This is a genomic window from Photobacterium sp. DA100 (assembly GCF_029223585.1).
Taxonomy (GTDB): Bacteria; Pseudomonadota; Gammaproteobacteria; order Enterobacterales; family Vibrionaceae; genus Photobacterium.
The window spans coordinates 433,389-458,592 of the sequence record NZ_CP119423.1 but is presented as its reverse complement, the minus strand read 5'-3'; the positions used below and the strand labels follow the sequence as shown (position 1 = coordinate 458,592).

Here is a 25,204-nt window from a genome sequence, read left to right as displayed (position 1 = left end):
GTATCTTCCCATGAACTTGACTAACCACTTTCTGGTAGCCATGCCGAGCATGCAAGATCCGAATTTCAAAGGAAGTGTTGTCTACATTTGCGAGCACAACGACGAAGGTGCAATGGGTATCGTCATTAACCTGCCGATTGAAATTTCGGTAGGCAACATGCTCGATCAAATTGAGATTGAACGCGAGCTGCCCGTCAGGGATCCTGCTTGCCTTGACCAACCGGTGTTCAATGGTGGTCCGGTATCTGCCGATCGCGGTTTTGTCTTGCATAACCGGGTTGGCCGGTTGAGCTCGAGCATCGATGTCACCGACGAGGTCTCTATCACCACTTCCAAGGATATCCTCTCGCTGCTCGGTACCAGTGAATCACCGGATAATTTTCTGGTCGCCCTCGGCTACGCCGGCTGGGATGCCGGACAACTCGAGCAAGAGCTGATTGAAAATGTCTGGCTGACAACAGAAGCCAATACCGATGTGGTGTTCAACACCCCGGTCAACGAACGCTGGAACAAGGCCATTGCCCAACTGGGTATTAGTGCCGCCCACCTTTCTACAGAACAAGGACACGCATGAGTCAATCTCGCAGCGTACTCGCTTTTGATTACGGTACGAAAAGTATCGGTGTCGCCATCGGCCAAGAGCTGACCGGCACCGCCAGCCCGCTTGCCGCCCTGAAGGCGCGAGATGGGATCCCGAACTGGGATGACATCGAAAAAATCCTCAAAGAATGGCAGCCTGACTTAGTGGTTGTCGGCCTGCCGCTTGATATGCAGGGTGGCGAGCTTGAGGCCATCACCCCTCGAGCCAAGAAGTTTGCCAACCGCCTCCACGGCCGCTTCGGCTGCCAGGTGGAGCTGCATGACGAGCGTCTCAGCACCGCCGAAGCCCGCACCGAACTGTTCGAGCGTGGCGGCTACCGCAACCTCAGCAAAGGCAATATCGACTCGCAGTCCGCCGTGGTTATCCTCGAGAGCTGGTTCGAGCAGCAGTACGGGTAAAAAACCAGAGCCTGGGTTCTAGCTCCTAGAACCTAGGTTTTTCCACCACGCTCTTCCCCTTCTCACCTGTACAGCTTTTTCCTATATTTACAGCCCAAAGCGATCACCGACCAAGATCTTGAATCATTGCCGCTATCTGGCCCACAAAGCTCAAGGGGCGATCAGCTTGTACAGCTTTTGGACTATTTAAACCCAAAAGCTCATATCGCTGTACACTTATATCCCTGTCATTTTTCATTCTGTTTAATTTCAATATCTTAGAAAAAATGATCAACAAAAAAAGCATTAGGATCATAGCAACCCCAATGCTTTTGGTTTACCGCTGGCAGATCGGTTGATCTACCCCATATCGACCGTCACTCCAGACAGCGAATTGTTGCTAAGCTGGCTCTTGCTGCCGACTTTGATCATCAGGCGCAGATCATTGGCCGAGTCGGCGTGGTGCAAGGCATCTTGCTCGGTGATCTTGCCGGCGCTGTAGAGCTCATAGAGCGACTGGTCGAAGGTCATCATGCCCGACTCGTTCGACTTGGCCATTGCCTCTTTGATTTCATGCAGCTCACCACGGCGGATCAGATCGGCCACCCGCGGGGTGTTGATCAACAGCTCGAAGGCCCCATGCCTACCGACACCGTGGGCATCGGGGATCAACTGCTGGGCCAGGATGCACTTGAGGTTCAGCGACAGATCGAACAGGAACTGCTCGCGCCGCTCTTTCGGGACCAGATGCAGGATCCGCTCCAGCGCCTGGTTGGCATTGTTGGCATGAAGGGTCGCCATACACAGGTGGCCGGTCTCGGCGAAGTTCATCGCATACTCCATGGTCTCGGGCGTGCGGATCTCGCCGATCAGGATCATATCCGGCGCCTGGCGCAGGGAGTTCTTCAGCGCAACTTCGTAGCTTTCGGTATCCAGCCCTACTTCGCGCTGGGTGACGATACACTTGTTGTGCTTGTGGACAAACTCAATCGGGTCTTCGACAGTCAGGATATGGCCGCTACGGTTGGCGTTGCGGTATCCGGTCATCGCCGCCATTGAGGTCGACTTACCCGAACCGGTCGCCCCCACCACCAGCACCAGCCCGCGTTTGGCCAGCGCCATCTTCTGCATGTCCATCGGCAGATTGAGCGAGAAGATATCCGGGATCTCGGTTTCGATGCGGCGGATCACCATCCCCGGCAGTTCACGCTGCCAGAACGCACTGATCCGGAAACGATATTCCCCCCTTACCAGAGCAAAATTGGCTTCCTTGCTGGCGCGGTACTCCGCTTCCAGCCCGGTGTCCATCGCCTCGGCAACCATCCGCTCGACCGCCTGCAGATCAAGCGTCTCGCCGAGCGGATGGAGGTGGCCATCGATGCGCAGCAAGCAAGGGGAATCGACTGTAATGTAGAGATCCGACGCCTTGCGGCTGACCATTTCGTTGAGAGCGTGTTGCAAAGTCATTGCTATTTTTCCCCACTAAAATTGCGACAAGCCAGAATCAACTACCCGGCGGCCTTCCTCGGCATCAACCAGCCCTTGGGCTACCAACATCTTGACGCTCTGCTCCATAGTCTGCATCCCCATCGCCGAGCCGGTCTGGATCATCGAGAACATCTGGGCCACCTTATCTTCGCGGATCAGGTTGCGGATCGCCGGGGTTGCCATCATCACCTCGTGGGCGGCAATACGGCCGCCACTGGTGCACTTGAGCAGGTTCTGCGATACCACGGCGCGGAGCGACTCCGACAACATCGAGCGCACCATCGCCTTGTCGTTGCCCGGGAACACATCGATAACCCTATCAACGGTCTTAGCCGCCGAGCTGGTATGCAAGGTACCCAGCACCAAATGCCCGGTTTCTGCTGCCGTCAGTGCCAAGCTGATCGTTTCACGATCGCGCAGCTCACCGACCACAATCACATCCGGATCTTCACGTAGCGAAGAGCGCAGGGCATTATGGAAACTGTGGGTATCGCGGTGGACCTCCCGCTGGTTGATCAGGCAGCGCTTGCCGGTATGGACAAACTCCACCGGATCCTCAATGGTCAGGATATGGCGGTTGAAATTCTCGTTGATGTAATCCACCAGCGCGGCGATGGTGGTGGACTTACCCGATCCCGTTGCCCCTGTCACCAGCACCAGGCCCCGTTGGCACTGGGCGATCTGATAGAACACATCAGGCACTCCCAGCGACTCCAGGGTTGGAATGCTAACCGGGATGGTTCTGAATACCGCCGCGCTGCCGCGTGCCTGCTTGAAGGCATTAACACGGAAGCGGCCGACATCGGGCAACTCGAACGAAAAGTCGACTTCCAGCCGCTCTTCGAACTCCCGCCGCTGGGCGTCATTCATTATATCGAATACCAGACGGTGTACTTCACCGTGCTCGAGGGCCGGCAGGCTCAGCTTGCGCACATCACCATCAACACGGATCATTGGCGGAACCCCCGCAGAAAGGTGCAGATCAGAGGCGTTATGCTTTACACTAAAGTCCAGTAGTTCGGTGATATCCATAAATTTTCCCCACAGAATCAATTATGAATAGTATCAAGCAAAACATTGAACAGGTCATCACCCAGATCGGCCTGGCAGCAGAAAAATGCGGTAGAGATGCCGAAACAGTGCAACTGCTTGCAGTAAGCAAGACCAAGCCTATTGCCGCCATCGAAGAAGCGATTGCCGCAGGCCATAGCGCTTTCGGTGAAAACTATGTTCAGGAAGGCGTCGAGAAGGTCCAGTACTTTGCCCAGCAAGATGCCGGCCCAGCATTGAGCTGGCACTTCATCGGCCCTATCCAGTCCAACAAAACTCGCCCGATTGCCGAGCACTTTGACTGGGTCCACTCGGTAGATCGCGCCAAGATAGCCCGCCGCCTGAGCGAGCAGCGCCCTGCCGACATGCCCCCGCTCAATGTCCTGCTTCAGGTCAACACCAGCGGGGAGGATTCCAAATCGGGATTGGCTTTCGACGAAGTCGCTGCCCTGGCCGACGAGGTGGCGGCGATGCCGAACCTAGTATTGCGCGGCCTGATGTCTATTCCGCAAAAGGCCGATGACTATGACAGCCAACTGGCAGCCTTCTCCAGCCTCTCCGAGGCGATGGACAAGCTCAAGGCCAAACACCCGCAACTTGATACCCTATCGATGGGCATGAGCGGTGATCTCGATGCCGCCGTCGCTGCAGGCAGTACCATCGTCCGGATCGGTACCGCAATTTTTGGTGCCCGCGATTATTCAGCCAAGCAGTAAGCGAATTATACTCAGCACCCTTTCATCGCTTGGGTATATAATAGCCTGACAATTTTAACGTCTAGGAAGGACACCACTGTCCTTCCCGGCCTTGAAAACACAGAGGATGTAACATGGAACAACGCTCGATTGCCTTCATTGGTGCCGGTAACATGGCCCGCTCTATCATCGCCGGCCTCGTGGCCAGCGGCTATGCGCCAGACAAAATCACCGCTACAGCACCAAGCCCAGCCCGTCGAGAGCCACTGGCCCGTGATTACGGAATTCATACCACCGACAATAACCTGAGCGCCGCCTCGGATGCCGATGTCATTGTCCTGGCAGTGAAGCCTCAACTGATGGAAGAAGTCTGCCGCCCGCTGCAGATCCTCGACTTCTCCGGCAAACTGGTGATTTCCATTGCGGCCGGGATCGGTGCCGAGCGATTGAATGAGATGCTGGCCACCAAGCTAAACCTGGTGCGCGTGATGCCCAATACCCCATCGCTGATCGGCAAGGGCATGAGCGGCCTTTATGCATCCAGCGCTCTTAACCCTAACGACCGCCAATTTGCCGAAAGCTTAATGCAGGCTGTCGGAGAGGTATGCTGGGTCGAGCAAGAGTCAGGCATAAACAGTATTATTGCGGCTGCAGGCAGTGCACCGGCCTATTTCTTCCTGTTTATGGAAGCGATGCAGGAAGAAGCTATTAAGCAAGGTTTTACTGCCGAGCAAGCCCGTATGCTGGTGCAGCAGTCGGCGCTCGGCGCGGCGGAAATGGTGGTCGCCAACCCGGAAACCGACTTGGCAACACTCCGTGCGCAGGTCACATCGAAAGGCGGCACAACCGCTGAGGCAATCCGTACTTTCAACGAGTGCCAACTTAGTGATACCGTAGCAAAAGCAATGCGTGCTGCCGTTTCCCGCGCGGAAGAAATGGAAAAATTATTTTAAGGTTAGTATATGAACTCAATTGGTTTTCTAGTCAGTACTCTATTTGATCTCTACATTATGGTCGTGCTGCTGCGCATCTGGCTCCAGTGGGCGCGTGCCGATTTCTACAATCCGTTTTCACAGTTTATCGTCAAGGCGACCCAGCCGGTGGTTGGCCCGCTACGCCGCGTTATCCCGTCCATCGGTTCACTGGATGTGGCTACGCTGCTGTTCGCCTACATCCTGAGTATGGGCAAGTTCGTTATCCTGCAGCTGGTATTGGGCGGTGGCTTCATGTTCACTCCTGAATACTTCTGGATTGGCGCCCTGTCGCTGCTGAAAGCCGCTGGCGGCCTGCTGTTCTGGGTACTGCTGCTTCGCGCGATCCTGAGCTGGGTCAGCCAGGGTCGCAGCCCGGTTGAATACGTGATGCACCAGCTAACCGAACCGATGACAGCCCCAATCCGCCGTATCATTCCGGCAATGGGCGGCTTGGATCTGAGTGTGCTGGTACTGTTTATCGGCCTGCAGTTCGCCAACTTCCTGATTGGTGATTTCGTTGGTCCTATCTGGTTCCAGCTATGAGCCAACAGGCTGTCTACCTCAACGGTGACGATTTGATCCTGCGACTTTATATCCAGCCCAAAGCTAGCCGTGACCAAGTGGTTGGCCTGCACGGCGATGAAGTCAAAGTCGCGATCACCGCCCCGCCGGTAGATGGCAAGGCCAATGCCCATCTGGCCAAATACCTGTCCAAGCAGTTCAAGGTCGCCAAGGGCCAGATTGACATCGAGAAAGGGGAGCTGGGACGTCATAAGCAAGTGCGTATCACCGCCCCCAAAACAATACCCGAGCCGATCAAGGCTCTGCTGTAACCGACAGCCATGACCAGCCCGGCGCCGCTAAGACGCCGGGCTGTTTTTCATCTGAGTCTTTTTCATGACTCATTGGTCACAACTATAATGGAACTAAGCAATACCCACTAACAGTGCAGGGGAATACTCTGCCCAGTGCGTATAGAAGGATAATAAAATGACTCGTCTTTTCAGCCTATTTGCCCTGCTAGTCGCCAGCCTGAGCACCAGCTTTGCGGCCCATGCCGAGCAGTTCAAGAATATTGGTGATTTGGAAGTACACTATTCAAGCTTCCCGTCGACCTTCCTGACCCCGGACGTGGCCAGTACCTACAAGATCCAGCGCAGCCGGTATTCAGCCGTTATCAATGTCACCGTGCTGGATAAGGCCCAGCCGGGCAAACCTGCGGTGACCGCAGTACTCAATGGCCAGGCCAAGAACCTGCTCGGCACCATTAAAAACCTGTCCTTCCGCGAAGTCCGGGAAGGGACGGCCATTTATTACATCGCTGAAATCAAACATGCCAATGAAGAGCGCTTTAGCTTTTCCATTGATGTCTCCCACAACGGTACCCGGGGCAGCATCGAGTTTGACCAGACGTTCTATGTCGACTGAACCAATAAATTCGTCGCCTTCATTGACGGTATAGACAGGGGAGCCTCGTGCTCCCCTTTTATTTTCCGGGCAGTGAGATAAGATAGCGCCCTCTTTATTGCGAGGAACTGTGATGAGCAAATTAGTACTGGCCACTGGTAACCAGGGCAAAGTGAAAGAAATGGCTAGCCTACTGGCCGATTTCGGTTTCGATGTCGTCGCCCAGAGCGATTACAACGTTTCTTCGGTGGCCGAGACCGGCACCACCTTTATCGAAAACGCCATTATCAAAGCCCGTCACGCCACCAAGGAAACCGGCCTGCCGGCGATTGCCGATGACTCGGGCCTCGAAGTGGACTACCTGCAAGGGGCACCGGGGATCTACTCAGCCCGCTTTGCCGGCGAGGAGGCCTCTGATCAAGAAAACCTGCAGAAACTGCTCAAAGAAATGGAAGGCGTTGCGGAAGAGAAGCGTACTGCCCGCTTCCACTGCGTCTTGGTCATGATGCGCCACGAGAACGACCCGACTCCGCTTGTCTGCCACGGCAGCTGGGAAGGCAAGATCCTAACCGAAGCCCACGGCGAAAATGGCTTTGGCTACGACCCGATTTTCTGGGTGCCGGAAGACCAGTGCTCTTCTGCCGAGCTTGAGCCAGCACGTAAGAAACAACTGTCACACCGCGGCAAGGCCCTTGCCAAGCTGTTTGCCGCCCTGAAGGAAGCATAAACCATGCTAGTACCACCACCACTGAGCCTGTATATCCACATCCCATGGTGTGTCCAGAAGTGCCCATACTGCGACTTCAACTCCCATGCGCTGAAAGCTGATATTCCCGAGCTCGACTATATTGATGCGCTTATCGAAGATCTCGATACCGACTTGGCAAAATACGATTTGGCAAGTCAGGGCCGGGAGCTGCATTCCATCTTCATCGGTGGTGGTACCCCGAGCCTGATCTCCGCGCCGGAGATCGGCCGCTTGCTTGAGGCCGTCAAGCAGCGGATCCCATTCAGCAGCGATATCGAAATCACCATGGAAGCCAATCCGGGCACCGTCGAGGCCGACCGTTTCAACGCCTACCGCGAAGTCGGCGTCAACCGTATCTCGATCGGCATCCAGAGCTTCCAGGACGAAAAACTCAAACGCCTCGGACGTATCCACGGCAGCCGCGAGGCGATCACCGCCGCGGAACTCGCCCAAGAAGCGGGGCTTGATAGCTTCAACATTGACCTGATGCATGGCCTGCCGGATCAGAGCATCGATGATGCCCTGTCGGATCTCAAACAAGCCATTGCCCTAGAACCGCCGCACCTGTCTTGGTACCAGCTCACTATCGAGCCTAACACCCTGTTCTATTCCAAGCCGCCGGTGTTACCGGACGACGACGATCTGTGGGAGATCTTCGAGCAAGGCCACAAAATGCTGGCCGAAGCGGGCTACGTCCAGTATGAGATCTCCGGTTACAGCAAACCGGGCCGCCAGTGCCGCCATAACCTCAACTACTGGCGTTTCGGGGATTACCTGGGCATTGGTTGTGGTGCCCACGGCAAGCTGAGTTTTGCCGACGGGACCATTACCCGCACCGTCAAGGTCAAGCACCCGCGCGGCTACCTCAACCCGACCAAACCTTACCTGGATCAGGAAACTCAGGTAGACGATAGCGAGCGCCCGTTCGAGTTCTTCATGAACCGCTTCCGCCTGCTTGAGGCTTGTCCGAAACACGATTATGTCGAGCGTACCGGCCTACCGCTATCCAGCATTGAAGGGCCAATCGACTGGGCGCTGGAGCAAAATTACCTCGAAGACAAAGGCGATCAATGGCAGATCACCGAGCACGGCAAACTGTTCCTCAACGACCTGCTCGCTGCATTTGTCGACGAAGAGGAAGAATAGAATCAATAAATAAATCAGGCATCAGAACGAAAATTTCAAAAACGCATAGATACATCCGTGTAGCTCCGCCTCAGGTGCGCCAGCCCGGGTCATCCATGGCGGATAGGTTTTGAAATTTTGCCCTGCTTCCTGAACTCATTAGCAGTTTACGAATCAGTCCAGAGTCACGCTCTGCCAGCGCTTGAGGGCGGGGATCTGGGATTGGATTTCGCTTTCCTTAGCCTGTCGCATAGCTACCCGATCACACAGTTCCTGGTCGATCAGCTGCGAATGCGACAGGGTATACGGTAGGTCGTCGACCATCAGGCGGTGGTAGTCTGCCAGCAGGGCCGACTGGTCGTCACTGAGCTTCACCTTGTGGACACCGAAATAGAGCTGCCCGCTGGGTTCGATCTGGAAGCTCTCGCCTTCCAGCTCCAGATTGAGTGCCCCATCCTGCATACTCAGGCGGTTGTGCCACTCCAGCTGGCACACCGGCGCTTCATCGGCCTGCACGCCAAATGACAAGGCTATCCCTAAGACCGCTATTTTGACCCCACCAACACGCAACAACATAAGCCTCTCCCCATCTTCGGGATAGGCCAAGGTTAAGTCCCTGCTACCCCGCTAAAAGATTGAACGGCCGATCCGCTCGGCCAGCAATTCAAGGGCTGCCGTGCCAGCCAGAGAGTTCCCCGAAGGATCCAGTTCTGGTGACCATACCGCGATGGCCATCTCACCCGGTACGATAGCGATGATCCCACCGCCCACACCGGACTTGCCTGGCATACCAACCCGATAGGCAAATTCTCCAGCACCGTCATACAAGCCACAGGTCGCCAACAGTGCATTCATTTGCTTACACTGAGTTTGGGTGATAATTGTTTTTTTTGCGCCCAAAGGAAGCCCTTTATTTGCCAAGTAGCTGAAAGTCTTAGCCAAATCAACACAGCTCATCTTCAGCGCGCAATAGCTGAAGTAATTGGTCAGTACCGGCATCACTTCGTTGTCGAAGTTACCGAATGAGCGCATCAGGTAGGCAATCGAAGCATTGCGGTCACTGTGCTGCATCTCAGATGCCGCAACGACCTTGTCGTAGCAGATGTGCGGGTTCTGGGCCAAGTTACGTACCAGCTCCAGCATCCGGTACTGTGGGGCCGACAGGCGGCTGTGCAGCAGATCGGAGACCACCAGGGCACCGGCATTGATAAACGGGTTGCGCGGAATACCGTTTTCCAGCTCTAGCTGGATCATCGAATTGAACGCATGGCCCGATGGCTCCTTGCCTACCCGCTGCCAGATTTCTTCCGGCTGATAGAGAGTCATCGCCAGGGTCAGGCTGAGCACCTTGGAAATCGACTGGATCGAGAAACCTTCCTCGCTATCGCCAGCCTGGATAATTTCACCATCGTTATAACACACAGCAATCCCCAGCTTGCTGGCCGGAACTTCCGCCAAAGCCGGGATATAATCAGCCACCTTTCCTTTGCCGATCAGCGGTCTGACTTCATCTAAAATATCATTTAGCAACTGCTCTGTTGGTTTCATTACTTATCTCCAAGGATAAAAAAGCCAACCTGAGGTTGGCTTTTTCGAACAACTGATGCACCCACCGGTGCGTGGCAATACCTTGCCCAACAACGCCTGAAAGCTTATTCAGTGCGCTCGTATTTCATGTCCCATACGCCGTGGCCCAAACGGTGGCCGCGAGCTTCAAACTTGGTCAGCGGACGGTCTTCAGGACGTGGGATGTAAGGGCCATCTGTCGCCGTGTTGCGATAGCCCGGCGCAGCATCCATCACTTCAACCATGTGCTCGGCATAGTTTTCCCAATCGGTCGCCATGTGGAAGATACCACCGATTTTCAGCTTCTTGCGCAGCATTTCTGCGAAAGCAGGCTGAACGATACGACGCTTGTGGTGACGCGCCTTGTGCCATGGATCAGGGAAGAACAGCTGAACGCAGTCCAGGCTGCCGTCAGGGATCATGTGCTCGAACACTTCCACACCATCGTGGCACATTACGCGCAAATTGGTCAGACCCGCCTCTTCTGCACCCATCAGGCAGGCACCCACACCCGGGCTGTGCACTTCGATACCGATGAAGTTCTTCTCCGGTGCGTTCTTCGCCATCTCAACCAGCGAGGCACCCATACCAAAGCCGATTTCCAGAGTTACTGGGTTTTCGTTCTTGAACACTTCTTTCCAGTCCAGCATCTGCTGAGCGAAGTCGATACCCATCGCCGGCCAGTTATTTTCCATGGCCGCTTCCTGGCCCTTGGTCAAACGACCTTCACGACGAACAAAGCTACGTACCTTGCGTACCAGTTTGCCGTCTTCGGTAAATTCGTTCAGGGTAACCTCACCTGACTTCTTTGAAACTTCGCTCATGCTTACTATCCAAACAAAAAAGAAACGGAACGGCATTATCCAAAGTTACAGCGCAAGTGCAAGTCTATCGATTGCGGCGCCCCTAACTTTGTGGTGCAATCAGGGCCAAAAATAAGACAGGCGAAGACGGCTGTCATTAAAGTGAGCTTGAAACTGTGACCAATACCTTCTCTGATGCCATTTTAGCGTGGTATGACAAATTTGGCCGGAAAACCCTGCCGTGGCAGCAGCAAAAGACCCCTTACAAGGTCTGGCTGTCGGAAATCATGCTGCAGCAAACCCAGGTCGCCACGGTGATCCCCTACTTCGAGCGCTTCATCGCGCGCTTCCCTACCGTTGCCGATCTGGCTGGCGCCGAGCAGGACGAGGTGCTTCACCTATGGACCGGCCTTGGCTACTACGCCCGTGCCCGCAACCTGCACAAGGCGGCCAAGCATATCGTTGATCACCATAACGGCGAGTTCCCGACCGACCTCGAACAGGTCATTGCCCTGCCGGGTATCGGCCGCTCAACCGCCGGTGCCGTGCTGTCACTGTCCCTCAAACAGCACCACCCCATTCTTGACGGCAATGTGAAACGGACCTTGTCCCGCTGCTATGCCGTCGAAGGCTGGCCGGGCAAAAAACCGGTTGAAAACAAACTGTGGGACATTGCCGAGGCCAACACCCCAGCACAAGGTGTGGAGCGCTACAACCAGGCGATGATGGATATGGGGGCGATGATCTGCACCCGCAGCAAGCCCAAGTGCGAGCTGTGCCCGGTAGCAAAGCTGTGCGAAGCCAAGGCACAGGGCCGTCAAACCGATTTCCCGGGCAAGAAACCAAAGAAAACCCTACCGGAAAAACAGGCTTGGTTTGCGATCTTCCAGTACGGTGAATATGTCTGGCTGGAAAAGCGCCCCCCCGTCGGGATCTGGGGCGGTCTGTGGTGCTTCCCGCAGCAGGATCAGGCTGATCTTACTCCGGTGATCGAACAGCGCCTTGGCCAGCGGGAAATCATCGTTGCGCAAGAACAGCTCATTGGGTTCCGCCATACCTTCAGCCACTATCACCTCGATATTGTCCCTGTCAAACTGAGCCTGTCTGAGCAACCCAATGGCATCGGTGAATCTGGCAACGGCCAGTGGTATAACCTCAATCAACCTGCAGAAATCGGCCTGGCAGCACCAGTCCAGCAAATCCTAGAGAGCTTGCGTTACGAGCTGAACAAATAGACCTTTATACCCAAATGACTTGGGTATATAGGCATGGTATAAATAGGTATCCAAGAGACTTGGGTATATCCAAGCAAACCTTAAAACGAAGGAACTTCCTGATGAGCCGTACAGTATTTTGTGCCCGCCTTAAGAAAGACGCTGAAGGCCTTGATTTCCAACTCTACCCGGGGGAACTGGGCAAGCGTATTTTCGACAACATCTCGAAAGAAGCGTGGGCCGAGTGGCAAGGCAAGCAAACAATGCTGATCAACGAGAAAAAACTTAACATGATGGATCCGGATCACCGTAAGTTGCTGGAAACTGAAATGGTGAAGTTCTTGTTCGAAGGCCAGGACGTTGTTATCGACGGTTACACGCCGCCGAGCGAATAATTCCGTTAATGCTTCCCCCTCGCTTGGTCGTTTAATTCAAGGGAAGCACCTTAGTCATTCATTCAGGCATCTTTTGTAACTGGTTAGGAAACTGGGCAAACGATGCCTTTTTCGTATTTCGGAACTATGAAATTACACGCGCTGTTTTTGTCCCTGCTCCTGCTGAGCGGCTGTAGCCGGGAGTTTATCGAACAACTCTACGATGTCGACTACAACACGACCAACCGGTTTGCCAACAACCTTGCCCCGCTGCCCGGCCAGTTCACCCAGGACACGGCCGCGCTTGACCGGTTGATGAACTCATTCAGCGGTCAGGTAAAGCGCTATTGGGGGGATAACGACTCGCTGGTTGCCAGCAAGCGCCAATACGTCAAATACACCGACGGTTACCAAAGCCGGGCCCATGTCGATTTCGAACGTGGTGTTGTTATTGTCGAAACCGTCGCCAAAACCGAGCCGACCAAGCACCTCAAGGAAGCCATCACCACCACCCTGCTGACACCGGATAACCCCGGCGGAGTCGACCTGTACTCCGACTCGGCCGTGGATCTGAACGGCAAGCCGTTTCTCTATGGCCAGGTACTCGACAACGAAGGCAAACCGATTGAGTGGTCGTGGCGTGCCAACCGTTTTGCAGACTACCTGATCAACGGCAAACTGAAGAAACGCTCGGAACGTTTCCACCAAGTCTACTACGTTGAGATCCCCATGGTGGCCGACCACGCCAACCAGCGTAGTTATAAGTACGCCGATATTGTCCGCGACGCTTCCCGCCGCTACGGCATCGCCGAAGATTTGATCTATGCCATCATCAAGACCGAGAGCAGCTTCAACCCCTATGCGGTCAGCCATGCCAACGCCTATGGCCTGATGCAGGTCGTGCCGAAGACCGCTGGGGCCGATGTATTCAAACTGGTCAAAAACAAGCCGGGCATACCGACCCCAGAATATCTGTTTGACCCAGTGAGAAATATTGATACGGGCACCGCTTACTTCTACATCTTGCGTACCCGCTATTTGAAAGATGTCCGCGATCCACTGTCACTGCACTACAGCATGATTTCCGCCTATAACGGCGGCACCGGAGGAGTACTCAACACCTTCCACAGCACCGACCGCCAGCGGGCGATGACCAATTTGAACAATTTGCAACCTAACCAAGTTTATTGGGCACTGACCAACAAGCACCGCAATGCCGAAGCCCGGCGATATTTGGAGAAAGTCACCGCATTCCAGAAGGAGTTCAACCAAGGGAAAAATCTGACCCAGTGACAAGGAAATAGCCACAACCGGCATTTCTGGGCAAAAAGCAGGCAACCGAGTGCGGCAATGAAATTTTTCTCAAAAAAATGGTTGACGAAAAGAACGAAAAACCGTTTAATAGCGCTCCGTTGCCTCGATAGCTCAGTCGGTAGAGCAGAGGATTGAAAATCCTCGTGTCGGTGGTTCGATTCCGCCTCGAGGCACCATATTCATATTGTGGTGCTTGATAGCAACATGATTTAAAAGATAATTCCCCCTTAGTTCAGTTGGTAGAACGGCGGACTGTTAATCCGTATGTCGCAGGTTCGAGTCCCGCAGGGGGAGCCACTTTTAGTGTGCCGACTTAGCTCAGTAGGTAGAGCAACTGACTTGTAATCAGTAGGTCACCAGTTCGATTCCGGTAGTCGGCACCATTTATTCCTTACTTCGGTAAGATGAAGCAGAGTCTTAACCGCTCTTGCTTTGCCTCGATAGCTCAGTCGGTAGAGCAGAGGATTGAAAATCCTCGTGTCGGTGGTTCGATTCCGCCTCGAGGCACCATATTCAGTTATGGTGCTTGAAATTAGCAACATGACGTAAAAAGATAATTCCCCCTTAGTTCAGTTGGTAGAACGGCGGACTGTTAATCCGTATGTCGCAGGTTCGAGTCCCGCAGGGGGAGCCACTTTTAGTGTGCCGACTTAGCTCAGTAGGTAGAGCAACTGACTTGTAATCAGTAGGTCACCAGTTCGATTCCGGTAGTCGGCACCATTATTTAGCAAAGCGTTGTGTAAACAACATTTGCAAAAGTCAGTCCTATGACTGCACTTTTGCCTCGATAGCTCAGTCGGTAGAGCAGAGGATTGAAAATCCTCGTGTCGGTGGTTCGATTCCGCCTCGAGGCACCATACAATTCCCCCTTAGTTCAGTCGGTAGAACGGCGGACTGTTAATCCGTATGTCGCAAGTTCAAGTCTTGCAGGGGGAGCCACTTTAGAGAAAGCCGTGTCATTTGACGCGGCTTTTTCGTATCTGCGATTTATCCCTGAGCACTTCCAGAAAAAACAGCCAAGACTGGGCGTCCCCGACGAAAGCCTAACAGGGGGCTCATCTCACGCCGCTTTTCGTCTCCCGCCAGTGTCAGCACTTTGACGCCCAGCCTGCAGTTCGTCTATTTTTTGCTAACTTTAATATCAACAAAATATAAAAACCAAGGAAGAAATGATGATCACCCTTTACGGCTACCCGCGCACCCGCTCTCTCCGTGTCTCTTGGCTACTTGAAGAACTCGGCCTCGACTGGCACTACCGCTTGGTGAATTTTGCCAAAAATGATCATCGCTCCCCCCAGTTCCTTGCCCTCAACCCACAGGGGAAAGTCCCCTGCTTGATTGATGATGGCATCACCATCTGTGAATCCTCGGCCATTTGCCTCTACCTAGCAGAAAAATATGGCCATCACTGGCTACCGGAACCCGGTAGCGCCGAGTCCGCCAGTCACCATGAGTGGATCAGCTATATCATTACCGAATTGGAGCAGCCGCTTTGGAGCATGGGCAAACACCGCTTTGCCCTCCCCGAGTCAATCCGCCTGCCTGAGATGCTGCCCGTCGCCGCCTGGGAGTTCAAAAAGGCACTGCAGGTGGCAGAAGCTCGCCTTCAGAGTGATGAGTACTTATTGGGGCACTTTCCTGCCGTGGCCGATATTTTGCTGGCTCATACCCTTAACTGGGCGGTGAAGTTTGATCAGAAGCTACCGCTGAAACTTGAAAAATACCGCCAATTTGTCAGCCGCCGCCCGGCTCTTTCGCGTGCTCTTGACCGTGAAAACCGCACGCTTTTGGATAGCGAATAACAGTGCTGCAAGCCGTATAGAGTTAGCAATAAGTTCAAAAACCGAGCGATCAGTGCAAAAAAGGCAAAGTCAGCGTGTTTTTATCAAAAAACCATTGACGCAAAGGCCGAAAACCTTTTTAATGCGCCCCGTTGCCTCGATAGCTCAGTCGGTAGAGCAGAGGATTGAAAATCCTCGTGTCGGTGGTTCGATTCCGCCTCGAGGCACCATATTCATATTGTGGTGCTTGATAGCAACATGATTTAAAAGATAATTCCCCCTTAGTTCAGTTGGTAGAACGGCGGACTGTTAATCCGTATGTCGCAGGTTCGAGTCCCGCAGGGGGAGCCACTTTTAGTGTGCCGACTTAGCTCAGTAGGTAGAGCAACTGACTTGTAATCAGTAGGTCACCAGTTCGATTCCGGTAGTCGGCACCATTTATTCCTTACTTCGGTAAGATGAAGCAGAGTCTTAACCGCTCTTGCTTTGCCTCGATAGCTCAGTCGGTAGAGCAGAGGATTGAAAATCCTCGTGTCGGTGGTTCGATTCCGCCTCGAGGCACCATATTCAGTTATGGTGCTTGAAATTAGCAACATGACGTAAAAAGATAATTCCCCCTTAGTTCAGTTGGTAGAACGGCGGACTGTTAATCCGTATGTCGCAGGTTCGAGTCCCGCAGGGGGAGCCACTTTTAGTGTGCCGACTTAGCTCAGTAGGTAGAGCAACTGACTTGTAATCAGTAGGTCACCAGTTCGATTCCGGTAGTCGGCACCATTATTTAGCAAAGCGTTGTGTAAACAACATTTGCAAAAGTCAGTCCTATGACTGCACTTTTGCCTCGATAGCTCAGTCGGTAGAGCAGAGGATTGAAAATCCTCGTGTCGGTGGTTCGATTCCGCCTCGAGGCACCATACAATTCCCCCTTAGTTCAGTCGGTAGAACGGCGGACTGTTAATCCGTATGTCGCAAGTTCAAGTCTTGCAGGGGGAGCCACTTTCGATTTAAGCTTTCTTAGCTTGAATAATAAGAATAAATTGCCGACTTAGCTCAGTAGGTAGAGCAACTGACTTGTAATCAGTAGGTCACCAGTTCGATTCCGGTAGTCGGCACCATCCTTTGAAACCTCATCTTTGATGAGGTTTTTTTTCGCCTGTCGTTTACCCCGGGTCTATTTATCTGGGGCCGTATTTCCTCTAGCCTCTAGAGAATAAGCAACTTCTGTCATATTTGGGAAATGAATCTGGTTAGGTAGAATTGAGCCTCATTATCAACAGGTTGCACCGGACACCATGGCCAGTATCAAACTATCAGTAGAGCGCTTAACCGAAGGCCTTTATATCAAGCTGCCAGTACAGTGGACCGAGCACCCTTTTCTCCTCAACCATTTCAAAATCAAAGACAACCAGCAAATCAGGCTGATCAAGAACCTAGGAATCAAATACGTCTTCCTGATCCCAGAAAAAAGCGATACCCAACCTCTTGCCCCAGACAATGCCCTGGAAGCTATCAGCGCGCACGAAAGCCGTTTTCTCGACCAGCAGGCTGAAAAGCTATGGCAAGAGAAACAGGGCCGCATAGAGAAGCTCAAGAACTACAAGCGAAAGCTGCAGCGTTGTGAAAAAAACTTCAACCGCTCAGTGGCACAGCTGCGCTCGATTGTCGGCAAAATCAAAAGCCGGCCGGTTACCGCCGTCAAGGAAGCGGAGAGCCTGGTTGAGGAGATGGTAGACGCCCTACTTGAAACCGACAACGTCGCCCTTCACCTGATGAACGAAGGCAGCGATAACGAAGATATCTACAGCCATTCGCTCAACGTGGCCATCATGTCAATGATGCTGGCCCGCTCATGCGGGATGGAGGGGCAAGATATCAAAACCATTGCCATCGGGGCACTGTTCCATGACATGGGTAAATTGAAGGTACCAACGGCCATTACCCGCAAGACCACGCCGCTGACCGAGCCGGAGGAGAACTACCTCAAGCTCCATCCTCGGTACAGCGTTGACTTGGCCAATTTGTCAGACAGCTTTACCGAGCAGGCCAAACCGATCCTTTATCAGCACCACGAACTGCTTGATGGCAGTGGCTATCCCAACCGGCTCACGGCAGACCAAATCGATCCCAAGGCCCAACTGGTTGCGGTAGTCAATGCTTATGACAACCTGTGCCATCCGCAGGATCCTGCCAAAGCACGGATCCCCTACAGCGCCCTCTCCTACTTGTTCAAGCACAAGAAAGAACAATACAACAATGACTACCTGGCCCTGCTAATCCGCTTGCTCGGGGTCTACCCGCCGGGCAGTGTGGTGCAACTGTCAAACCAGCAACTGGGGCTGGTTATCTCGGTAAACTCAGAAAGCCTCCTCACACCCAATATCTTGCTTTATGACCCGACGGTCCCCTCCAACGAGGCACCGATCATCGACTTGGAAGAAAGCCACCTGCGCATCGAGCAGGTGATCCACCCCAGCAAGCTGCCGGACAAAGTCCACGACTACCTTAACCCCCGCAGCCGGATTTCCTTGTACTTCGATCCCGATGACTAACCTGGCCCATATCCAAATCGTCCCCCCAGATAAAAAGAACGCCCCAAATAGGGGCGTGTTTATTACCGCTCGATCTCATTTACCAGCTGAACATCTCTTTGATCCAGCCTGCGGGCTTGCTACCGTCACAGTAGCCCTTGACGGAACCGTCCTGGTCCCACATCGGCAGAGAGTGCTGCCCAGCACAGTCCCTCACCAAGGTGCCATTTGGCATCTGGCTGAACTTGGCCGTTGTTAACTGCTGCGGCCATGGCAGTGCCAAGCGCTCCGGCTGACGGCGATTGAGGTAGTCGCCATACAGGCGCAGCGCCCCAGCAGAGCCCGTCAGGTTAACTGGTGTATTGTCATCCCGGCCGACCCATACCGTAACCACTTCACGGCCATCGGCACCGACATACCAGCTGTCACGATTCTTGTCTGTCGTACCGGTTTTCCCAGCCAATGCAGCCCAGCCAAACTGAGGCTGTAGGAACCGAGCGGTTCCCTGCGAGACCACATTTTTCATCCCGTAGGTCGTCAACCAGGCAGCCTGCTCGGGCACCACCTGACTGGCTCGGGGCATCCACTGGTATAACTGGTTGCCCTGTTGGTCGACCACCGACCTCAATGCAGTGAGCTCGGCTCTCATACCACCACTGGCAACCGACTGGTACATCTGGGTCACTTCAAACGGCGTCAGGGTGAAAGCCCCAAGCAAGATAGATGGCAGTTTGGGTACCTCCCCGCGGTCAACCCCCAAGTCCACCATGGTATCAATCACCTCATTGAGCCCAACCTGCATGCCCAGATTAACGGTTGGAACATTGAGTGACTTGGCCAGCGCATAGTAGAGAGGGACTTCGCCGCGGAACTTGCGATCGTAGTTGCGTGGCTGCCAGCTTTTCCCCTTGCTGCCACTTAGCATGATCGGCTTATCTTCGACCGTGGTTGCTAGCGTGAATTGATCTGGATGGCGCAAAGCCGCCAGGTATACCGCCGGCTTGACCAGAGATCCTATCTGTCGGCTGGCATCCAAAGCGCGGTTAAAACCGGCATAGCCCGGATTGCTGCCGCCGATCATCGCCCTGATCTCACCGGTTCTGCGATCAGCAGCCACCAGTGCCGTTTCAAGCCCTACCCCCGCCTTCTGCCTGAGCTTCGGCACCATACTGACAATCGCCTCTTCCGCTTCTTTCTGCGACAGGGGATCCAAGGTACTGAAGATCCGCAAGCCAACACCCGGAGAATAGTTTTTGCCCACCCGCAGCTTGAGCTCACGCTGGAGTTGCTGGAAATAGGCCGGCTGGCGGCGGGCGATCATCGGGCTCGCCTGCACATCCAGCGGTCGTGAAGCGGCCAACTCATAATCTTGGCCGGACAAGATCCCGCTGTCCATCATCAGCCTCAGCACCAAGTCCCGGCGTTGCTTGGCCCGCTCGGGGTTACGCCACGGGTTGTAGTAGGAAGGGCCTTTCGCCATGGCCACCAGCAACGCCTGCTGGTCGATCCGAAGCTCCTGCAGCGGGCGGCCGAAATACAGCCTTGCCCCCAGCCCAAAGCCATGGATTTCCTTGCCGCCATTTTGCCCCAGATAGATCTCATTGAGATAAGCTTCGAGGATCTGATCTTTGCTGTAGCGGTAATCAATAATAATAGCGATGTAGGCTTCCCGGATCTTTCGCCACAACGAACGCTCGCGGCTCAGGAACATATTTTTGGCAAGCTGCTGGGTCAGGGTACTGCCTCCCTGCACGGTTCTGCCCGCCTTGAGGTTGACTACCATTGCCCTGGCAATCGCCAACGGCGAGACCCCGTCATGGTGGTAGAAATCGCGGTCTTCGGTAACCAGCAAAGCATCGACTAAGACCTCGGGGAACTGCTCGCGCGGCAAGAAAAGGCGCTGCTCACTCTCCCCCGTTTCCAGCATCCCCAGCATCTTCGGCTCAATACGCAGGTAGCCTAGCTGCCGCTTGGAGCCCGCTTCCTGGATGCTCTTGAGTTCACTGCCCTCAAAGGTCAGCATAATATGCCGGGCGCCTTCCGGACCATCAGCAAACTCAAACGGGCGGCGGATCAGCTCTATCCGGGTTGTTGACGACGAATACTCCCCATTGCGCTGCGGTGTCCGCACCTTGTGGTACTGCAGCAGATCCAGCTCGCGGCGCACTTCATTCAGGCTGATGGCCTGTCCCGGCTGCAAATCCAGCACCCGGCCGTAGACAACGGCAGGCAGGTTCCATAGCTGGCCATCAAAACGGTCGCGAACAATATTGTCGAGATAGATCCCGACCACCAGCAGCACCGCAAGTACTGCGACGGATAACTTCAGGCCGAAGCCAAGCAGCCACTTGAACCAGCCCGGCAGGCCCTGTCGCTTCCCTTTAGGGCTCTTCTTGCGGCCTCGGGCCGACTTGGCCGGCCGCTTCTTGGCGGCCGCCTTAGTTTTGCTTGCTGCCGCCGGTTTGCGCTTACGAATCGGCTTTTTGGTATCATCCTTGCCGGCGGCGGGCTTTTTGGCGGCCTGCAGTTTAGAGGCAGAAGCCACCGAACGCCTTGCTTGCTCTGTCATCATGATCTTCTGTTTCTACATGTATTTTTTCGTTTTTTTGGTCGGCGCATGGCTGGCCGGATCATCCGGCCAAGGGTGTTTAGGGTAACGCCCTTTCATCTCTTTTTGCACCTCACGGTAAGATCCCTGCCAAAAAGCGGCCAAGTCACGGGTGATCTGCAATGGCCGCTGTGCCGGCGACAGCAACTCCAGTACCACTGCCACCTTACCATTGGCAATCATTGGCGAGCTCTTCTCGCCAAACATTTCCTGCAGCTTGACAGCCAATACCGGGTATTGCCCGGGCTGGTAGCGAATCGCATAACGCGACCCTGTCGGCACAGTGTAATGGGTGGGCAACGCCTCATCGAGCTTCTGCTTTTTATCCCATCCCAGCCTGGCTTCCAATGCCGCCACCAAATCAAGCCGCTCCAGCGCCTTGAGGGTTTTCATCCCGTTCATATAGGGCAGCAACCACGCCTCAGCATCCTCCAGCAGAGCATCATCATCCATCGCCGGTAGCGCCAGCTCAGGCAGCCATTCAATAGCACAGCGGGCACGGCTCAACAGCCCCTCTGCTGACTTGCTCCACGGCAAAAGCGCCAGTCCCTTGCGCTGTACTGCATTGAGCAAAGCTTCGCTAGCCTTGGCCGGTTCAGGCTCGCCCATCGGCTGGCGCTCGAGTACCAGCTTACCGCAGCACAAATGCTTCTCTGCACTCAGGCGGCCTTTCTTGTCATCCCAGTCCAGCCATTCCCGCCACCTAAACAGATGAGGCAAGGCCCGCTGCAACTCGGTCAGTTGGGCCGGTACCGCGGAGAAGATCCGGCTGTCCCCCTGGCGAGTCTTGACAATATCGGCCACCACCAACAGCTCTTCGTCCGCCAGCGGCTCATCCGGCATCATCATCGCACCTTGGCCATTGGCGAGCTGATAACGGCTGTCTTTGCCGCGAGACAGGGCGATGCGATCCGGGAAGCCTGCCGCCAGCAAAGGGGCAATCCACTCGCTTGCGATGCAGATAGCCACCTTATTGGCGCCCAGTTTCGCCAAATGCTGCGAGGCCCGTTGCTGGTAGGCCTTGCTACGCGATTGCTTACCACTTTCGATGAGGTTGAGCTGGAAGTGTAAATCCGGATTGTTGTTGCCCCTTGGCGGCTCTTCCAGCAAGGCAACCAGTAGCGCTGCAGTGGCCATGGCCTTGTGACCGTGCTTTTGGGCCATCAGCAGCATCGCGGCATGGCGAGGCTCGACGCCCAGCGTCTGTATCGCACTGCCCATCTCGGTCAACCGACCGGCCTCATCCATTGCGCCCAGGCCGACCAGTAGCGCATGGGCTTGCTTCAGGGCAGGTTCAGGCGGCAAGTCCAACCAGTGCAGATCCGCGGCGGACTGGCAGCCCCATTGAGCCAATTCCATCGCCAGCGAGGTGAGATCAGCACGCAAGATCTCAGGTTGCGGTGTGGCCGGCTGACGCGCCAACATCTCCTCACTGTACAAGCGCAGGCAGATCCCCGGCTCCAAACGGCCGGCTCGGCCAGCACGCTGCTCAGCAGAAGAGCGGGCGATACGTACCGATTCCAAACGGCTGATCCCGGTTTTCGGATCCCACTGGGCAATACGCTCCAGCCCGCAGTCCACTACCATCCTGATCCCTTCGATGGTCAAACTGGTTTCGGCAATATTTGTCGCCAACACCACCTTACGCTTGCCTTTCGGTGCCGGTGTAATAGCTTGCTGTTGCTGGCTTCCCGTCAACTGGCCATATAGCGGACACACCAGCACATCGCCACCGAGGTTGCCATCAAGCTGCTCGGCCAGGCGGCGGATCTCCCCTGCTCCCGGCAAGAAAACCAGCATGGAGCCCGACTCCAGGGACAGCAGCGTCACAATCTCCCTTGCAGCCGCTTCGATAATTTGGGTATTGTCCGTCAGCTTCTTGTAGCGTAATTCAACCGGGAAGCTACGCCCTTCAGACTCGATATAGCCTGCCTCAGGTAATAACCCGGTCAGAGCATCAGCATCCAGCGTCGCCGACATCACCAGCAGCTTGAGATCATCGCGCAGCGCTTCCTGTACCTCCAATGCCAGCGCCAGCGACGTATCGGCATGGATACTGCGCTCGTGGAATTCATCGAAGATCAGCAGCTCAATCCCCGCCAGCTCGGGATCCTGCTGCAACATCCGGGTCATGACCCCTTCGGTGACGATTTCAAGTTTGGTCTGGCTGCTGACGCGGGTCTCTCCCCTGATCCTAAGGCCGACAGTGTCCCCCACCTGCTCACCCAGCTGGGAGGCCAGGTAGCGGGCAATATTCCTTGCCGCCAGACGACGCGGCTCCAGCATCACTATTTTGCCCGTGACCGCTCCCTGCTGCAGTAGCACCAGAGGCAAGCGGGTCGACTTACCGGCACCGGGCGGGGCTTTGAGGATCAGTTGCGAGCGGGCATCTAGTTGGGTCAGCAGTGCAGGAAGCACATCATCAATAGGCAGCTGTGACAATGGAAACACCTTGTGTCATATTCAATTTAGGCTTGACCATTGTACCTCATACCGCTTGATTTTGATGGATATGAATACACTGGCAATCCACCACCTAGTTCCTATCCCTTTTTATTCTCGCGGATAGGCCGGAATATTGCTCATTTTTGGTATCACCCCATGAAAGAGAAAAAGCAGCGCCTGTTCTTTGCATTATCGCCCGCTAGCCACTGCGAAGCCTTTCACCGCCTTGCCCGCCTCTCATCGCAATGTGGCCAGTTCGGCCGACCGGTCGCCGCGGACAACCTGCATATTACCCTGGCTTTCCTCGGCATGGTCACTGACGAGCAGACCAATACCATTGTCGCCGCCGCCAAGCAGCTAGCACCTCCCCCGCCCTTTTCATTACAGCTGACCACGCTCGGCTACTGGAAGCGCAGCAAGGTCATATGGCTAGCCCCCGAACGGCCCCCCCAGCCATTACTGGCACTGGCCCAGCAGCTAAGCTCCCTCGCCATAGATTGCGGCCTGGAGCAGGAATCCCGCCCGTACAAGCCCCATATCACCCTCGCCAAGTCTGTCGCCAGGCGCCCGGAACGACTACCGGCATTCGACAAAATAGATTTTCACTTCAAACACTTTGGCCTGTATATTTCCAAGCCAGTCAGCCATGACGGCCGCCAAGGCGTCCAGTACCACAGGATTGACCAATGGCCCCTCGGCAGCCGCCAGCAATAACAACCAAAGGACAAGGCATGAATTTCACCCCGCCACTGCAACCTGCGACCCTGATCAAGCGCTACAAGCGGTTTCTAGCCGACATCACCCTGCCCGACGGCTCAATCACCACCATCCACTGCGCCAATACCGGGGCCATGACCGGATGCGCAGAGCCGGGCAATACGGTGTGGTATTCGACCTCGGACAACCCGAAGCGCAAATACCCGTACAGCTGGGAATTATCACAGACACCGCAAGGACATAGCATTTGTGTCAACACCGCCCAGGCCAATCGGCTGGTGGTAGAGGCGATTAACAAGAATGTCATCACAGAATTGGAAGGCTATTCGTCACTTCGTACAGAAGTTAAGTATGGTAGTGAAAACAGTAGGATAGATATTTTGTTACAAGATGGGCACAAACCAGACTGCTACATCGAGGTAAAAAGTGTCACCCTGCTGGATCAGGGAAAGGAAGGGCAAGGGTATTTCCCGGATGCCGTCACCCCCCGGGGGCAAAAGCACCTTAGGGAACTAATTGAGGTGGCACAAAATGGTGAGCGTGCCATACTTTTTTTCGCAATTTTACATTCGGGGATTGAAAAAGTATCTGCGGCGCACCATATAGACCCGGATTACTTTTCATTAATTCAACAAGCAGAGCGGGCTGGCGTAGAGATCCTGTGTTACAAGGCGGTATTGACTCCAACGGAGCTCTACATTGACCGCCGCATAAAATTCAACCAGTAAATACCGCAAAGTGATGCTTTCTTCACATTGGTATAAAATTGAATATATGCAGCAATTGCCACACCACTCCCTTTCTGCTATAGATACCGCCCAAATTTAACCAGTGACGGTTATTAGGTATATTAGGAGATGCTATATGCCAGAGAGCAACGTTAAAAAATCGCTAGGCATCCTGGCTATTGCTGGGGTTGAACCTTACCAGGAAAAAGCTGGCGAAGAATACATGGGTGAAGCTCAGCTAGAGCACTTCCGTAAGATTCTTGAAGCCTGGCGCAACCAGTTACGCGAAGAAGTTGATCGTACCGTAAACCACATGCAGGACGAAGCGGCCAACTTCCCGGATCCCGTTGACCGTGCAGCTCAAGAAGAAGAGTTTAGCCTTGAGTTACGCAACCGCGATCGTGAACGCAAACTGATCAAGAAGATCGAGAAGACACTTCAGCGCATTGAAGATGACGACTTCGGCTTCTGTGACTCTTGCGGTATCGAAATCGGTATCCGCCGTCTGGAAGCCCGTCCAACAGCCGAGCTATGCATCGACTGTAAGACGCTGGCTGAAATCAAAGAAAAGCAGATGGCAGGCTAGTACACTACGTACTGCACCATGATAGTCAAGAGGGAGCGCCAGCTCCCTTTTTCGTTTGAGACCAAACTGCTTAACTAT

The 25,204-nt window shown here is 54.4% G+C and carries 24 protein-coding genes and 17 tRNA genes; 34 read left to right on the top strand and 7 right to left on the bottom strand.

Features of this window, described 5'->3' with window-relative positions; genetic code table 11:
- The first annotated feature begins 10 nt into the window (after positions 1 to 10).
- Both PTW35_RS02335 and ruvX read left to right on the top strand, forming a co-directional pair.
- The gene (locus PTW35_RS02335; RefSeq protein ID WP_281026387.1) at positions 11 to 574 is read left to right on the top strand and encodes a YqgE/AlgH family protein; all 564 of its coding nucleotides are present in this window, start codon (positions 11 to 13) and stop codon (positions 572 to 574) included.
- Positions 571 to 999: a Holliday junction resolvase RuvX gene (gene ruvX, locus PTW35_RS02330; protein ID WP_281026386.1), complete on the top strand. Its 429-nt coding sequence runs from the start codon at positions 571 to 573 to the stop codon at positions 997 to 999. Before PTW35_RS02335 ends, ruvX begins: the two co-directional genes overlap by 4 nt.
- 339 nt (positions 1,000 to 1,338) lie before the next feature.
- Here the strand turns inward: ruvX and PTW35_RS02325 are convergent, their stop codons facing one another.
- Complete coding sequence (locus PTW35_RS02325) at positions 1,339 to 2,445, bottom strand: PilT/PilU family type 4a pilus ATPase (protein WP_281026385.1); 1,107 nt, start codon at positions 2,443 to 2,445, stop codon at positions 1,339 to 1,341.
- Positions 2,446 to 2,460: 15 nt separating this feature from the next.
- The gene (locus PTW35_RS02320) at positions 2,461 to 3,498 is read right to left on the bottom strand and encodes a type IV pilus twitching motility protein PilT (protein WP_281026384.1); all 1,038 of its coding nucleotides are present in this window, start codon (positions 3,496 to 3,498) and stop codon (positions 2,461 to 2,463) included.
- A 23-nt stretch (positions 3,499 to 3,521) separates the two neighbouring features.
- Here PTW35_RS02320 and PTW35_RS02315 point away from each other — a divergent pair, with 23 nt between their 5' ends.
- The 7 genes from PTW35_RS02315 to hemW all read left to right on the top strand — a co-directional run bounded on the left by PTW35_RS02315 (position 3,522) and on the right by hemW (position 8,486).
- Positions 3,522 to 4,232 carry a YggS family pyridoxal phosphate-dependent enzyme gene (locus tag PTW35_RS02315; protein WP_281026383.1) on the top strand — a complete coding sequence of 237 codons (711 nt, stop codon included), beginning with the start codon at positions 3,522 to 3,524 and terminating at the stop codon, positions 4,230 to 4,232.
- A 113-nt stretch (positions 4,233 to 4,345) separates the two neighbouring features.
- Complete coding sequence (gene proC / locus PTW35_RS02310) at positions 4,346 to 5,164, top strand: pyrroline-5-carboxylate reductase (RefSeq protein ID WP_281026382.1); 819 nt, start codon at positions 4,346 to 4,348, stop codon at positions 5,162 to 5,164.
- Between the two features lie 9 nt (positions 5,165 to 5,173).
- Positions 5,174 to 5,728: a YggT family protein gene (locus tag PTW35_RS02305; protein WP_281026381.1), complete on the top strand. Its 555-nt coding sequence runs from the start codon at positions 5,174 to 5,176 to the stop codon at positions 5,726 to 5,728.
- Positions 5,725 to 6,018 (top strand): DUF167 family protein YggU, encoded by a 294-nt coding sequence (gene yggU / locus PTW35_RS02300; protein ID WP_281026380.1) that lies wholly within the window; start codon positions 5,725 to 5,727, stop codon positions 6,016 to 6,018. Before PTW35_RS02305 ends, yggU begins: the two co-directional genes overlap by 4 nt.
- 157 nt (positions 6,019 to 6,175) lie before the next feature.
- Positions 6,176 to 6,613, top strand: a complete 438-nt coding sequence (locus tag PTW35_RS02295) for a DUF4426 domain-containing protein (RefSeq protein WP_281026379.1) — start codon at positions 6,176 to 6,178, stop codon at positions 6,611 to 6,613.
- 112 nt (positions 6,614 to 6,725) lie between these two features.
- The gene (locus tag PTW35_RS02290) at positions 6,726 to 7,319 is read left to right on the top strand and encodes an XTP/dITP diphosphatase (RefSeq protein WP_281026378.1); all 594 of its coding nucleotides are present in this window, start codon (positions 6,726 to 6,728) and stop codon (positions 7,317 to 7,319) included.
- Between the two features lie 3 nt (positions 7,320 to 7,322).
- Positions 7,323 to 8,486 carry a radical SAM family heme chaperone HemW gene (gene hemW / locus PTW35_RS02285; protein ID WP_281026377.1) on the top strand — a complete coding sequence of 388 codons (1,164 nt, stop codon included), beginning with the start codon at positions 7,323 to 7,325 and terminating at the stop codon, positions 8,484 to 8,486.
- Between the two features lie 153 nt (positions 8,487 to 8,639).
- Here hemW and PTW35_RS02280 read toward each other — a convergent pair whose 3' ends face one another.
- From PTW35_RS02280 to trmB, 3 genes are all read right to left on the bottom strand, one after another.
- Positions 8,640 to 9,041 carry a hypothetical protein gene (locus PTW35_RS02280; protein WP_281026376.1) on the bottom strand — a complete coding sequence of 134 codons (402 nt, stop codon included), beginning with the start codon at positions 9,039 to 9,041 and terminating at the stop codon, positions 8,640 to 8,642.
- A 51-nt stretch (positions 9,042 to 9,092) separates the two neighbouring features.
- On the bottom strand, positions 9,093 to 10,013 hold the full coding sequence (gene glsB / locus PTW35_RS02275) for a glutaminase B (protein ID WP_281026375.1): 921 nt from the start codon (positions 10,011 to 10,013) through the stop codon (positions 9,093 to 9,095).
- Between the two features lie 104 nt (positions 10,014 to 10,117).
- Positions 10,118 to 10,855 (bottom strand): tRNA (guanosine(46)-N7)-methyltransferase TrmB, encoded by a 738-nt coding sequence (gene trmB / locus PTW35_RS02270; RefSeq protein ID WP_281026374.1) that lies wholly within the window; start codon positions 10,853 to 10,855, stop codon positions 10,118 to 10,120.
- A gap of 155 nt (positions 10,856 to 11,010) precedes the next feature.
- On the opposite strand from trmB, the gene mutY reads away from it, so the two are divergent.
- The 22 genes from mutY to PTW35_RS02160 all read left to right on the top strand — a co-directional run bounded on the left by mutY (position 11,011) and on the right by PTW35_RS02160 (position 18,063).
- Positions 11,011 to 12,069 (top strand): A/G-specific adenine glycosylase, encoded by a 1,059-nt coding sequence (gene mutY / locus PTW35_RS02265; RefSeq protein WP_281026373.1) that lies wholly within the window; start codon positions 11,011 to 11,013, stop codon positions 12,067 to 12,069.
- A 101-nt stretch (positions 12,070 to 12,170) separates the two neighbouring features.
- The gene (locus PTW35_RS02260) at positions 12,171 to 12,443 is read left to right on the top strand and encodes an oxidative damage protection protein (RefSeq protein WP_281026372.1); all 273 of its coding nucleotides are present in this window, start codon (positions 12,171 to 12,173) and stop codon (positions 12,441 to 12,443) included.
- Positions 12,444 to 12,569: 126 nt separating this feature from the next.
- Positions 12,570 to 13,715: a membrane-bound lytic murein transglycosylase MltC gene (gene mltC / locus PTW35_RS02255; protein ID WP_281026371.1), complete on the top strand. Its 1,146-nt coding sequence runs from the start codon at positions 12,570 to 12,572 to the stop codon at positions 13,713 to 13,715.
- A gap of 121 nt (positions 13,716 to 13,836) precedes the next feature.
- A tRNA-Phe gene (locus PTW35_RS02250) sits at positions 13,837 to 13,912 on the top strand.
- A gap of 45 nt (positions 13,913 to 13,957) precedes the next feature.
- Positions 13,958 to 14,033, top strand: a tRNA-Asn gene (locus PTW35_RS02245).
- Positions 14,034 to 14,043: 10 nt separating this feature from the next.
- Positions 14,044 to 14,119 (top strand) — tRNA-Thr (locus PTW35_RS02240).
- Between the two features lie 51 nt (positions 14,120 to 14,170).
- Positions 14,171 to 14,246, top strand: a tRNA-Phe gene (locus PTW35_RS02235).
- A 48-nt stretch (positions 14,247 to 14,294) separates the two neighbouring features.
- Positions 14,295 to 14,370: transfer RNA gene (locus PTW35_RS02230), tRNA-Asn, on the top strand.
- A gap of 10 nt (positions 14,371 to 14,380) precedes the next feature.
- Positions 14,381 to 14,456, top strand: a tRNA-Thr gene (locus PTW35_RS02225).
- A 61-nt stretch (positions 14,457 to 14,517) separates the two neighbouring features.
- Positions 14,518 to 14,593, top strand: a tRNA-Phe gene (locus tag PTW35_RS02220).
- 6 nt (positions 14,594 to 14,599) lie between these two features.
- Positions 14,600 to 14,675, top strand: a tRNA-Asn gene (locus PTW35_RS02215).
- Positions 14,676 to 14,905: 230 nt separating this feature from the next.
- Positions 14,906 to 15,538: a glutathione S-transferase family protein gene (locus PTW35_RS02210; protein ID WP_281026370.1), complete on the top strand. Its 633-nt coding sequence runs from the start codon at positions 14,906 to 14,908 to the stop codon at positions 15,536 to 15,538.
- A gap of 133 nt (positions 15,539 to 15,671) precedes the next feature.
- Positions 15,672 to 15,747, top strand: a tRNA-Phe gene (locus PTW35_RS02205).
- Positions 15,748 to 15,792: 45 nt separating this feature from the next.
- Positions 15,793 to 15,868 (top strand) — tRNA-Asn (locus tag PTW35_RS02200).
- A 10-nt stretch (positions 15,869 to 15,878) separates the two neighbouring features.
- Positions 15,879 to 15,954 (top strand) — tRNA-Thr (locus PTW35_RS02195).
- A 51-nt stretch (positions 15,955 to 16,005) separates the two neighbouring features.
- Positions 16,006 to 16,081, top strand: a tRNA-Phe gene (locus tag PTW35_RS02190).
- A 48-nt stretch (positions 16,082 to 16,129) separates the two neighbouring features.
- Positions 16,130 to 16,205: transfer RNA gene (locus tag PTW35_RS02185), tRNA-Asn, on the top strand.
- 10 nt (positions 16,206 to 16,215) lie between these two features.
- Positions 16,216 to 16,291, top strand: a tRNA-Thr gene (locus PTW35_RS02180).
- A gap of 61 nt (positions 16,292 to 16,352) precedes the next feature.
- Positions 16,353 to 16,428: transfer RNA gene (locus PTW35_RS02175), tRNA-Phe, on the top strand.
- A 6-nt stretch (positions 16,429 to 16,434) separates the two neighbouring features.
- Positions 16,435 to 16,510: transfer RNA gene (locus PTW35_RS02170), tRNA-Asn, on the top strand.
- A gap of 43 nt (positions 16,511 to 16,553) precedes the next feature.
- Positions 16,554 to 16,629 (top strand) — tRNA-Thr (locus PTW35_RS02165).
- A 177-nt stretch (positions 16,630 to 16,806) separates the two neighbouring features.
- A complete protein-coding gene (locus PTW35_RS02160) occupies positions 16,807 to 18,063 on the top strand; it encodes an HD-GYP domain-containing protein (RefSeq protein ID WP_281026369.1) in 1,257 nt (418 codons plus the stop codon).
- 79 nt (positions 18,064 to 18,142) lie between these two features.
- Here the strand turns inward: PTW35_RS02160 and mrcB are convergent, their stop codons facing one another.
- Complete coding sequence (gene mrcB / locus PTW35_RS02155) at positions 18,143 to 20,614, bottom strand: penicillin-binding protein 1B (RefSeq protein WP_281026368.1); 2,472 nt, start codon at positions 20,612 to 20,614, stop codon at positions 18,143 to 18,145.
- Positions 20,615 to 20,626: 12 nt separating this feature from the next.
- Entirely contained in the window at positions 20,627 to 23,092 is a 2,466-nt protein-coding gene (gene hrpB / locus PTW35_RS02150) for an ATP-dependent helicase HrpB (RefSeq protein ID WP_281026367.1), read from the bottom strand.
- A gap of 159 nt (positions 23,093 to 23,251) precedes the next feature.
- Here hrpB and thpR point away from each other — a divergent pair, with 159 nt between their 5' ends.
- The 3 genes from thpR to dksA all read left to right on the top strand — a co-directional run bounded on the left by thpR (position 23,252) and on the right by dksA (position 25,126).
- Positions 23,252 to 23,809: an RNA 2',3'-cyclic phosphodiesterase gene (gene thpR, locus PTW35_RS02145; RefSeq protein ID WP_281026366.1), complete on the top strand. Its 558-nt coding sequence runs from the start codon at positions 23,252 to 23,254 to the stop codon at positions 23,807 to 23,809.
- 17 nt (positions 23,810 to 23,826) lie between these two features.
- Positions 23,827 to 24,540, top strand: coding sequence for a DNA/RNA nuclease SfsA (gene sfsA, locus PTW35_RS02140; RefSeq protein ID WP_281026365.1), 714 nt, complete (start codon positions 23,827 to 23,829; stop codon positions 24,538 to 24,540).
- A gap of 136 nt (positions 24,541 to 24,676) precedes the next feature.
- Positions 24,677 to 25,126, top strand: coding sequence for an RNA polymerase-binding protein DksA (gene dksA / locus PTW35_RS02135; RefSeq protein ID WP_039457024.1), 450 nt, complete (start codon positions 24,677 to 24,679; stop codon positions 25,124 to 25,126).
- Positions 25,127 to 25,204 lie beyond the last annotated feature (78 nt).